This window comes from Nautilia sp. (assembly GCF_053994455.1).
In genome coordinates, this window is the sequence record NZ_JBMYAU010000117.1 from 1 (window position 1) to 10435 (window position 10435).

At 38.0% G+C, this 10435-nt stretch carries 14 protein-coding genes; 3 read left to right on the plus strand and 11 right to left on the minus strand.

Features of this window, described 5'->3' with window-relative positions; all coding sequences use genetic code 11:
• From ACXJIE_RS08230 to dcd, 10 genes are all read right to left on the minus strand, one after another.
• On the minus strand, positions 1–935 hold a 935-nt coding region (locus ACXJIE_RS08230; RefSeq protein ID WP_456480491.1), incomplete at its 3' end, for a tRNA dihydrouridine synthase.
• Entirely contained in the window at positions 907–1830 is a 924-nt protein-coding gene (locus ACXJIE_RS08235; protein WP_456480492.1) for a hypothetical protein, read from the minus strand. The genes ACXJIE_RS08230 and ACXJIE_RS08235, both read right to left, overlap by 29 nt.
• A gap of 6 nt (positions 1831–1836) precedes the next feature.
• Positions 1837–2190: an RNA polymerase-binding protein DksA gene (gene dksA, locus ACXJIE_RS08240; RefSeq protein WP_456480493.1), complete on the minus strand. Its 354-nt coding sequence runs from the start codon at positions 2188–2190 to the stop codon at positions 1837–1839.
• Between the two features lie 10 nt (positions 2191–2200).
• Positions 2201–2632, minus strand: a complete 432-nt coding sequence (locus ACXJIE_RS08245; RefSeq protein ID WP_456480494.1) for a 23S rRNA (pseudouridine(1915)-N(3))-methyltransferase RlmH — start codon at positions 2630–2632, stop codon at positions 2201–2203.
• Entirely contained in the window at positions 2578–3273 is a 696-nt protein-coding gene (locus ACXJIE_RS08250) for a thiamine phosphate synthase (RefSeq protein WP_456480495.1), read from the minus strand. The genes ACXJIE_RS08245 and ACXJIE_RS08250 overlap by 55 nt, the downstream gene beginning before the upstream one ends.
• 61 nt (positions 3274–3334) lie before the next feature.
• Positions 3335–4183, minus strand: a complete 849-nt coding sequence (gene accD, locus ACXJIE_RS08255) for an acetyl-CoA carboxylase, carboxyltransferase subunit beta (RefSeq protein ID WP_456480496.1) — start codon at positions 4181–4183, stop codon at positions 3335–3337.
• Positions 4184–4185: 2 nt separating this feature from the next.
• A complete protein-coding gene (locus ACXJIE_RS08260) occupies positions 4186–4875 on the minus strand; it encodes an FIG domain-containing protein (protein WP_456480497.1) in 690 nt (229 codons plus the stop codon).
• Positions 4872–5606 carry a thioredoxin fold domain-containing protein gene (locus ACXJIE_RS08265; RefSeq protein WP_456480498.1) on the minus strand — a complete coding sequence of 245 codons (735 nt, stop codon included), beginning with the start codon at positions 5604–5606 and terminating at the stop codon, positions 4872–4874. Before ACXJIE_RS08265 ends, ACXJIE_RS08260 begins: the two co-directional genes overlap by 4 nt.
• Positions 5606–6298 carry an orotidine-5'-phosphate decarboxylase gene (gene pyrF, locus ACXJIE_RS08270; RefSeq protein WP_456480504.1) on the minus strand — a complete coding sequence of 231 codons (693 nt, stop codon included), beginning with the start codon at positions 6296–6298 and terminating at the stop codon, positions 5606–5608. The genes ACXJIE_RS08265 and pyrF overlap by 1 nt, the downstream gene beginning before the upstream one ends.
• A gap of 23 nt (positions 6299–6321) precedes the next feature.
• A complete protein-coding gene (gene dcd, locus ACXJIE_RS08275; RefSeq protein ID WP_456480499.1) occupies positions 6322–6882 on the minus strand; it encodes a dCTP deaminase in 561 nt (186 codons plus the stop codon).
• Positions 6883–7251: 369 nt separating this feature from the next.
• Between dcd and accB the strand changes: the two genes are divergently transcribed.
• Positions 7252–7719, plus strand: coding sequence for an acetyl-CoA carboxylase biotin carboxyl carrier protein (gene accB, locus ACXJIE_RS08280; RefSeq protein WP_456480500.1), 468 nt, complete (start codon positions 7252–7254; stop codon positions 7717–7719).
• Entirely contained in the window at positions 7720–9054 is a 1335-nt protein-coding gene (locus ACXJIE_RS08285) for an acetyl-CoA carboxylase biotin carboxylase subunit (RefSeq protein ID WP_456480501.1), read from the plus strand.
• Here the strand turns inward: ACXJIE_RS08285 and ACXJIE_RS08290 are convergent.
• Entirely contained in the window at positions 9038–9772 is a 735-nt protein-coding gene (locus ACXJIE_RS08290; RefSeq protein WP_456480502.1) for a DUF3108 domain-containing protein, read from the minus strand. The genes ACXJIE_RS08285 and ACXJIE_RS08290 overlap by 17 nt on opposite strands.
• Before the next feature lie 169 nt (positions 9773–9941).
• Between ACXJIE_RS08290 and ACXJIE_RS08295 the strand changes: the two genes are divergently transcribed.
• Positions 9942–10435 (plus strand): IS110 family transposase (locus ACXJIE_RS08295; RefSeq protein ID WP_456480503.1); only part of this gene is annotated, 494 nt, incomplete at its 3' end.

The window sequence follows — 10435 nt, forward strand, 5'->3', positions numbered from 1 at the left end:
AAATATTCCTCAATAAGATTTCTTGCGGTTTCGGGATCTTTTACCTCATTCATTCTGCTTCTGAACTCACTCGCCTTTGCAATGCCTTTTGAATACGCGTGGGCGTGTTTTCTAAAAAGTATCACGCCGTATTCGCCGTACCAGTAAACCATCTGGTTGAAATGTTCGAGTATAACTTCTTTTTTCTGCTGCGTTGTAATTGCGCCTTTTTGTTTCATTTCAAGAAAAATCCAGGGTTTTCCCACCGCTCCCCTTCCTATTGAAACACCGCTTGCACCCGTATAGTCAAGCACAAATTTCGCCTTTTCATAATCGGTTATGTCGCCGTTTGCTATTACGGGAATGTTTACGGCCCGTACGCCCTTTTTGATTTCGTCGTAATCGGCTTTGCCCTTGTACATCTGTTTGACGCTCCTGCCGTGTATCGTTAAAAACACAACCCCTAAATCTTCAAGCAGTTTAGCCCTCTCCTCCACCACGCTTTTGTCAAATCCTATACGCATTTTTGCGCTTACCGGTTTTTTAGAGGTTTTTACGACGGCGCTGACGAGTTCTTTTAGAAAATCCCTGTTTTCGTCTTTAAGCAAAACCCCTCCGAAACCACTGCGTCTTGCTTTGTTTACGGGACAGCCGAGATTTATGTCTATTCCGTCTATCCATTCGGTTTCATTTATAATTTCTGCTGTTTTAACCGCGTTTTCGGCGTTGTTTGCGGCAATCTGTACAAAATAGGGTTTCTCAAGAGGGGACTTTTCCATCATTTTTTTTGTTTTTTCGTTGTGGTAAGCGACAGCGTTTACGTTTATCATTTCTGAAAAAGTCATATTGCATTCGAATTTTTTGACAACGCTTCTGAACGGTAGATCGGTATAGCCGGCAAGGGGTGCTAAGAAGAAATAGGGAGGATCAGATCTCAGAATCGATATATTCGTCAATATCCGCCTTTATTCCGGCTTCACGGAGTTTTAAAAAGAATTCGAAGAATTTAAGATAGTTTTCCTCGATTATCTCCTTTGCCCTTTCAATATGTTCGTATTTCAAGGCGAGATAAGCGCTTGCCCATTTTAAAGGCTTTACAATTTCAAATTCCCTGTCCGGATCAAGTGTTTGATGAATGCTTTTGGCTATTTCGATTTCTTCTTTAGGAGTAAGCTGCGCTTTTTCGAGTAAAAATTTTACATCCGGATCTTTTAAATGTGCTTTTATAATTTCAAAGTCGATTTCGTAGTTATATTTTAAAATTTCACCGACACTTGCGTTTTTTGCGTATATTTTAAAAGCCAGTTTTTTAAGCTCTTCGTTTTTGTATTTTTTCAAAACCTCTTTTGCGAAATTTTCCTCTTTTTTCAGTCTGTTTTTTATATTTTGTATAAACCACGGGTTGTTTTCGCTTAATTTGTATTTGCTGATTTCTATCACCTCACCGTTAAGGAGTTTTTCAATGTCTTCCAAAAATTCGAATTTTTCACATTTTTTAGGTTCTATTTTAAGACCTTTTATATTGTTTACGAAATTGTTGCAGTTTTTTAAAATTTTCACCTCTTTTTTTAGAGGCTCTTTGTAAAGTATTCTGTTTTTAATGTTGGTTATTAAAGTTTCTATGTCTTTTTGAATGTTTTTTTTATAAAAATACTCTTTTATGTTTAATACACCGAAAAATACAATGGAAAAAATAAAAAATATACCGAGAAAAACCGCGGTCCATACCGCATTCGGGAGAGTCAGGTTGATTCCGAGCAGGCTGAAGGTGGTGGCGCTGTTTTCTTCCATATAGACAAGCAGGGTTATTAAAGCTATTAAAATAATGCTAAAAAGGGTATATTTTTTCATTTTTTGTTATTTTCCTTCTTTTTCAATTATCTCTCTGCATATTATACAATATTTTGCATACGGTTTGATTTTAAGTCTCGCTTCCTGAATAGGATCTTCGCACATTTCGCAGATTCCGTATGTTCCTTCTTCTATTTTCTTCAGTGCGTCGTTTATTTCTTCAAGCTCTTTTTTCTGGTTGATGTATATCTGATAATCCCTTCCGCTGTCCATGCTTGCGGCTGCAAAATCAGCTTCGTCGTTTATTTCGCATTTGTTTATGTCTTTTATTTCGTTTGAAAGACTGTTTAATATTTTTTCGAGTTCCGCTTTTCTTAGAAGCAGCATTTCCTTGTATAAGTGATACTTTTGCATGTTCATTCCTTCTCCTTTATTTGTGGTACGGATGGTTGTTTTTTATGCTTAGTGCCCTGAATATTTGTTCGAATAACACTATTTTTGCAATTTTATGGCTCATTGTAAGAGGACTCAGCGAAATGTTGAGCCCTTTTTTTTTGAATTCGTCATCAAAGCCCCAAGCACCTGCTATAAAAAAATTTATTTTAGAGTGCTCGAAAATATTTGCAAATTCACAAGAGTCCATTAATTTCCCCTCAGGGGTTAATATAACGTTATATCCGTCATTAACATATTTTGCAAATATTTTCGAATACTCTGATTTGGGGTTTTCTGATTTGGCAAGTTTATTAGAGTATAAAGTGCGGTTTTTAACATCGGCGAAAGGTTTTGACTTTTTTATGAATTCTTTTATTTCATTTTGAAAATCTTCTTTTTTCTCAATCGAGAAGACGTTAACCTGCATATATCGCTTCCTATCACTTTAAATTTTGACGGAATTTTATCATAAATTTTAACGCCTCCGATAACGGCTACGGGAAAATGTGAAATTTTTATTAAATCCATAACTTTTTCTTCTAAGATGTTGTCTGTACGTTTTGTGGAAGTGGGGCGGTACGCGCCGAGCCCTATGTAGCTAAGGGGCAGTTTGTTCGCTTCAAGTATTTCTTCTCTGTTGTGGGTGGAAAGACCAATTATGAATTGAGAATTGAGAATTGAGAATTGAGAGTTTTGATTCATAAACCGGGAATTGTTTTTAATAATTTTAAATTCTCCATTCTCCATTCTCCATTCTCCATTTTTTATGGCGTATATTATTTCAAAAGCAGATAAATTGTAGGTATCACATAATTTTTTGAGGTCTTCCTGACCGATGTGAATGCCGTCGCAGTAAGGGAGAAGTTCGACCGTGTCGTTAATTATTAAAGGTTTTTTCCAGTGTTTTTTTATTTCGAAAAGGCGTTCTTTTTTTTCTTCGAGTGAAGAGTTTTTATCCCTGTACTGAAGTATTTCGGCTTTCAGGCCTTTTGCCGTTTTGCAGAAATCTTTAATTGAAATACCGTATTTTTTTAAAGTGTCCCGGTCAAGAAGAGCGTATATTGCCACGGATTGCCTTTTTGGCGAATTATATTAAAAAGTTGTGAAGTTGTGAAGCGGAAAAAAGGAATTATCCGGCTTTTTTAAGCGTGTATTTTAACAGGTTGCCGATAGTGTTTTTAAGTTCGTCTCTTTTTACTACCATATCTATAAGGCCGTGTTCAAGCAGAAATTCGGCCCTTTGAAAGCCGTCGGGCAGATCTTCTCCTATTGTCTGTTTGATAACCCTCGGTCCCGCAAATCCTATAATGGCGCCCGGTTCGGCTATGATGAAATCGCCCAAAAACGCAAAAGACGCGCTTACACCTCCGAACGTCGGATCGGTAAGAACCGAAATATAAGGCAGGTTGTGTTCGGCCAAACTTGCAAGCGCCGCCGAGGTTTTTGCCATCTGCATTAAAGAAAACGTACTCTCCTGCATCCTTGCTCCGCCGGAGGTGGATACGATGACGACGCCCTGGTTTTTTTGGGTGGCCCTGTTTACGGCTCTTACAATCTTTTCGCCTTCCACGCTTCCGAGACTTCCGCCCATAAAAGCGAAATCGAAAACAACCAGCTGGGCAGGTATTCCGTTTATTTTGCATTCACCGCTTATTACGGAAGATTTTCTGCCCGTTTTTTTATAGTTTTCTTCGATTCTTTTTTTATAGCTTTTTTTGTCCACGAAATTTAAAGGATCGTTAGGTTCGAGATCTTTATCGAATTCGACAAAAGTGTTTTCATCCGCCAGCAGGTCTATCCTGTCGAGCGCGCTCATTCTGAAGTGATATTCGCATTTAGGGCATGTGTTAAATTCCTTTTGAACCTCTTTGTAAAAACTAATCGCGCCGCAGGCGGGACATTTAATCCACGTTGTGGTTTTTTCCTGTTTTACAGGCTGAGGTTTTTTAAATTTTTTTAAAAATTCGCTGAATCCCATATTTATTCCTTTATTATACTCAAAACTTCCTCTAAATCTTCTTTTTTAGGGCTCATAAGTATCAAATCGTTTTCAAAATGCCAGTGGCATTCGCTGTTGTAAAATTTGGCGGCCGCAATGTCAAATTCTCTTATTTCGCCTTTGTAAATCACCGCTTTTGCGAATTCCCCGTAACAAAGAGAGAGACTCAGCGCCCCGGGCGCTCTGAATTTCAGTCCGTGGGTACACAGTTTGTATACCATATCCGGATTTTTGTACGCTTTTTCGAAGATGATTACGTCGTGCCTGTAATTTGCCGCAAACGGTTTTCTAAACAGGTTGTCAAATCTTTTTCCGTATTTGTCTTTTACGAAATAATCCCCGTTGCTTAAATTTACCACGACAGCCGCTTCGTTTTCGAGATATACGCTGCATCCGAAATAGGGTATATGGTTTGAAACGTTGTAACTTCCGTCAATAGGGTCGATAATTATTTTTTTGTTTTTTCCGTTGTCTATAAAACCGCTTTCCTCACTTAAGATGTTTCCGTAATCGCTGAGGGCTTTTATAAAAATTTTTTCGGCTATGAGATCTATGTTTAAGCTTCTGTCTCCGCCGAACCCTATACCTTTTTCTTCAAAAATATTTTCTTCTTCGTGCAGAGCCCTTATAATTTTCAGGCTTGCACATAACGTTGCGTCTATGAAACTCATTTTTTCTCTCCGAGAGTGGTCCAGTTTATTTTGTTGAAATTACTGTCGTATACGCTCGGTGTTCCTCTTGCCCCGAGCTCCTCAACGGCTTTTTTTGAATTTTCAAGCATTTTGTCGAATTTGGCTTTTTCCTCTTTTGTAGGATGGTAGTTTTTCCATTTGTTGCCGCCTCCGAGAACTTCTCTGAACCTTTCGGCTTTTTCGGTGTCCGTTTTACCGGCTAAAATATAATAACTCATCGCTTTTGCGTCTTTGTGAAAGGAGAGAGGAAACAAAATTACGTGAACTTTATAGTTTTTTTCAAGGTTGTCTTTTGTTTTGGCTTCCATCATCCTGCAAAAAGGGCATTCCGGATCCGTTACAAGATAAATTTCTTTGCTGCCTTTTCCGAACGTGAAAACCACTCCGTTTTGTACCGTTTTTTTATTTACGGGAAAATTACCGCTAAGAGGTTGACCGTTTTTATTATTTAATACGTTTCCGAGTATAGTATATTTTTTATCTTTGGTAATGTATATGTTTCCGGCACCTCTCGGTGTTTTGATGTTTATAATATAAAAACCGTCTTTGAAAACCCCCCTTACTTTTACTATGCCTTTTTTAATATCCTGGGACAATTTCGGATAAATAAGACTTGATTTTAACACATCATTTAATTCTTTTTGAGAAAGCAGCTTGTCGCTTGCAAACAGGCTTGCCGCAACACTTAAACCTAAAATTAATTTTTTCATTAAATCTCCTTGAGTTTTTTTAATATTTTTTCAACTTTCGCTTTCGGATTTTTATCTTTGTAAACAGGTCTTCCCACCACTATAAAATCCGCTTTTTGCTCTTTTGCGAGATTAAGATCCGCAACCCTCGCCTGATCGCCGGCGTCTTCCCCGAACGGTCTTATGCCGGGGGTTAAAGTTATAAATTTTTCATCTGTAATGTCTTTTATCATTTTGCTTTCATACGCAGAGCACACAACTCCGTCAAGCCCGGCTTCGTAAGAGAGTTTTGCAAACTCTTTCGCCTTGTTTTCAATGCCCTCGCCGTAGATTTTTTTAAACTCTCCTTCACTAAAGCTTGTAAGAGCCGTAACCGCTAATACCAGGGGTCTTTTTTCAAATTTTTCAAGCCTTTGCATAACCGTTTTTAAGGCGCTCTCACCTGCACTTGCGTGTACATTAAACATATCCACGCCCAGGTTTGCAATCTCTTCCGCAGCGTCCGCCATTGTGTTCGGAATGTCGTAGAGTTTGAGATCCAGAAAAACATTATATCCCATTAACTTTAATTCTTTTATAAATCCGTTCCCGTCTCTTATATAGCTTCTAAAACCCACTTTAAGCCAGAGCTCATCGGCATATTCTTTTAATTCGTTTGCAAGTTTTAAATTTTCCTCTTTACTCGGATTATCCAAAGCGATACATAATTTAATCACATTTTCCATTCTATTCTCCGTTATTTATCCACTTTGGGCAGGGTTATTCCCTGCTGACCGTGGTATTTTCCGTTTTTGTCCGCATAACTCGTTTCGCAGATACCGTCATCCGCCCCTAAGAATATTAACTGTGCGATTCCCTCGTTTGCGTAAATTTTAGCCGGAAGGGGGGTCGTGTTTGAAATTTCTATCGTAATGTGACCCTCCCATTCGGGCTCTATCGGTGTTACGTTTACGATTATGCCGCATCTTGCGTATGTGCTTTTGCCGACACAGATTGCAAGGACGTCGCGGGGCATTTTAAAGTATTCCACACTCCTGCAAAGGGCGAAAGAGTTAGGAGGGATTATGCAGTCCCCTTTTATGTTTACGACGTTTCTTTCATCGAAGTTTTTGGGATCCACTACGGTGGAGTTTATATTCGTAAATACCATAAATTCGTCACTGACCCTTATATCGTATCCGTAAGAGCTCACCCCGTAGCTTATCGTTCCCTTTCTTACCTGTTTTTCTTCAAAAGGGTATATCATACCGAAATTTTTAGCCATGTTTCTAATCCAGTTGTCGGATTTGACACCCATATTTTGCCTTTGTTTTTGTATTTGATAGTTGCTATGTCACCATATATTCAGCTTTGCATTTATTTAAAATTGTATCAAATTTATGTTATTATTTTAAAATATAAAAGAGTAAATGTGAAAAAGTTTGTTCTTTTAGCGGTGGTTTCGGTTTTATTTTTTGAGGCGAGGTACCCTAATGAATATAGAATATAGTTATCTTAAAGGATGTGTGGCCGGTAAAAATGGGACGGAAAATTACTGTATATGCACCTTAAACGCTATAGAAAACAGATACGGTTTAGGTGAATGAAAGATAGAGACAAAGCCAGGAAAATGATTAATTACGCTGTAACCCAGTGTTTAAACAAATTTAAAAAATAAGGAGTATAAATGGACTTGAAAGATATTAAAAAACTTCTTGAGGCATTTGATAAATCGACCGCAAGTGTGCTCGAATATGAAAATGAGGAATTCAGAATCTATTTGGACAAATCTGCGAGTGTTCCGGCCGCCGTTCAGGTTAACCAGGTTCCTCAGCAGCAAACGGCGCCGCAGGCTGTTTTATCCGCCGCACCTGCCGCAGGCGAAAATGTTGAAAACAAAGTCGAATGTGAAGAGGGGGAGCTTATAACCTCTCCTATGGTGGGAACTTTTTACCAGGCTCCGAGTCCGGATTCGCCTCCGTATGTAAAAGTGGGAGACAGGGTTAAAAAAGGGCAGACTTTATGTATTATCGAAGCTATGAAAATAATGAACGAACTTGAAGCAGAGTTTGACTGCGAAATTCTTGAAATTTTGGTTGAGGACGGTCAGCCCGTTGAATTCGATACGCCTCTTTTCAGGGTAAAAAGGGTATAAATGAAAAGAATTTTAATAGCAAACAGAGGGGAGATAGCCCTCAGGGCCATAAGGGCAATACATAAAGTTAACAAAGAAGCCGTATGTGTGTATTCCAAAGCCGACAGGGATGCCGTTTATTTGAAGTTTGCGGACGGCGCGGTATGTGTGGGGCCTGAGAGAAGCAATGAAAGCTATCTGAACATTCCCGCGATTATAACCGCTGCGGAAATGACTGAATGTGACGCTATTTTCCCGGGATACGGGTTTTTAAGCGAAAACCAGACGTTTGTTGAGGTCTGTAAGGCGCATAATATATCATTTATAGGGCCTTCTCTTGAAGTAATGGAGCTTATGGCGGACAAATCTAAAGCCAAGGAAGTTATGAAAAAAGCGGGGGTTCCCGTAATTCCCGGAAGCGAAGGGGCGATAAATTCGGTTGAAGAAGCGAAAAAAGTGGCGCGTGAGATAGGATATCCCGTAATTTTGAAAGCCGCAAGCGGCGGCGGCGGAAGAGGAATGAGGGTTGTTGAAGACGAAAGTTATATCGAAAACGCATTTCTTGCCGCAAGCAGCGAAGCCCAGAGCGCATTCGGGGATCCTACTATTTATATGGAAAAGTATATTGAAAAACCGCGTCATGTCGAAGTGCAGATTTTAGGGGACAAACACGGAAACGTAATTCACCTCGGTGAGAGGGACTGTTCGCTTCAGAGAAGACATCAGAAACTTATAGAAGAATCGCCCGCGAATATTTTAGATGAAGAAACAAGAAAAAAACTGCATCAAACGGCTGTAAAAGCCGCCAGGGCAATCGGTTATTACAGTGCCGGAACGATAGAGTTTTTGGTGGATAAAAACCTGAATTTTTATTTTATGGAAATGAACACGAGACTTCAGGTTGAACATCCCGTAAGCGAAATGGTTACCGGAATCGACTTGGTTGAATGGATGCTAAGGGTAGAGGAGGGTGAGAGAATTCCTTCTCAGGAAGAGGTTGAAATCAAAGGGCACGCAATTGAGTGCAGAATCTTAGCCGAGGATCCTGAAAAATTTATTCCGAGCCCCGGAAAAATCCAAAAACTTTACATCCCCGGAGGCAAAGACGTAAGGGTTGACACGCACGTATATGCCGGATATGTAATTCCCCAGTATTACGACAGTCTTATTGCCAAAGTGATTACATGGGGAAAAGACAGAAACGAAGCCATTACAGTTATGAAAGAGGCTTTAAAGGAGTTTCAGGTAAGCGGAATTAAAACATCGATTCCTTTCCATCTTAAAATGCTGGAAAACGAAGATTTTATAAACAATGACTACGATACCAAATATCTCGAAGCTAAGGGATTAGTTTAAAATTTTTAATCCCCCCTTTCAAGTCCCCGATTTTGAGGACGTTTTTTACCATTCCTTTAAGGGTTACCCAGTTTTTCGGTTCTATTACCAGATACAATATGCCTTTGTCTCCCGCAAAAACTTTGTTATAAAGGTTGGCTTTTATATATACGCCTTTTGTGTTGTCGAATGTATTTTTTATTTTTTTAAGTTCTTTTCCCTTGGGGAACGTTACATCCACCCTTCCGTCCGTTTTTCTTCCCCCTAATGCATAAAACGTATAGAGTTTTTTTCCTGGGTTTTTTTTCAGGTAATAAGGAAGGTTGAAATAGAGGCTTAAAACATCGTCCGGAGTGTAATATTTCAAATCCTCTTCTCCTTCAAGGTGAGAGTTTTTGTATCGGAGCCGGTGTATTTTTTTATTTTTATGATCAAAAAGATATATTCTTTTATATACGTCTTTTCCCTTTTTTCTAAACGATATGTAAGCGGTGGGTATGAGCAGGCGATTTTTTATTATTCCGTAACTTGTGTATTTTTGCACCATGTGTTTAGAAAGTACTGCCGCAAGACCTTTCGCTTTTGAAACCGTTACTATTTTATATGTTGTTTTGTTGTTTTCGTAAACGCCCTTCGCTTCGGCAATTGTACCGAACCATCCGTATTTTGCGTAATATTCGGCCGTCATTGTTTTGGCGTTAAGCAAAACAAATAAAAACAATGCTATAAGCACCCTCATAAAAAGCCTTCTATGATTATTTTTAAGAAATTTTATCAAAAAAAGTAGAATTTCATTAAGCCTGTATAAAAAGCAAAGTAAAGAGCTTGGCAGAAAGAATAGGCATAACTTTACATCTTGGAGCATATTCTAAGGCAGTAAGCCTGAATAGAAGGAAAGGAGTAAAAAAATGAAAAATCCTAAAAGATTAAATATCGGAATTGATGTAAGTAAATTAAAATTGGACGTATGTCTTCTTGACGGAAACAAAAAAGAGCTTGAATATTTGCAAATATTTAATAAAGAAAATTCAATAAAAGATTTTATTTTATATTTGAATGAAAATTATAAAGGTTATGAATTCTATTTTGGATATGAAGCTACTAACTCATATATGAGAACTCTCCAAAAAATTTTAGCTGAAAATAAATATAAACATTTAATGATAAATCCTCACACATTACACCATTATTTTAAATATATCGGATTAAAAGAAAAAACCGATAAAAGCGACAGTTACGGAATTGCATTATTTATATCTGAAAAAAACGATGAAGATTTTGACGATAAAATAAATTATGAGTTAAAAAACAAATATCAGGATTATGTAACTACAATAGAGCTTTTAACTAAAATGAAAACTCAATTAAAAAATCTAAAAAATTCAAAAAATAATTTATTTAA

Coding starts and splice junctions, on each gene's coding strand:
- ACXJIE_RS08235 (WP_456480492.1), bottom strand. CDS start 1,830: ATGAAAAAATATACCCTTTTTAGCATTATTTTAATAGCTTTAATAACC.
- dksA (WP_456480493.1), bottom strand. CDS start 2,190: ATGAACATGCAAAAGTATCACTTATACAAGGAAATGCTGCTTCTAAGA.
- ACXJIE_RS08245 (WP_456480494.1), bottom strand. CDS start 2,632: ATGCAGGTTAACGTCTTCTCGATTGAGAAAAAAGAAGATTTTCAAAAT.
- accD (WP_456480496.1), bottom strand. CDS start 4,183: ATGGGATTCAGCGAATTTTTAAAAAAATTTAAAAAACCTCAGCCTGTA.
- ACXJIE_RS08260 (WP_456480497.1), bottom strand. CDS start 4,875: ATGAGTTTCATAGACGCAACGTTATGTGCAAGCCTGAAAATTATAAGG.
- ACXJIE_RS08265 (WP_456480498.1), bottom strand. CDS start 5,606: ATGAAAAAATTAATTTTAGGTTTAAGTGTTGCGGCAAGCCTGTTTGCA.
- dcd (WP_456480499.1), bottom strand. CDS start 6,882: ATGGGTGTCAAATCCGACAACTGGATTAGAAACATGGCTAAAAATTTC.
- accB (WP_456480500.1), top strand. CDS start 7,252: ATGGACTTGAAAGATATTAAAAAACTTCTTGAGGCATTTGATAAATCG.
- ACXJIE_RS08285 (WP_456480501.1), top strand. CDS start 7,720: ATGAAAAGAATTTTAATAGCAAACAGAGGGGAGATAGCCCTCAGGGCC.
- ACXJIE_RS08290 (WP_456480502.1), bottom strand. CDS start 9,772: ATGAGGGTGCTTATAGCATTGTTTTTATTTGTTTTGCTTAACGCCAAA.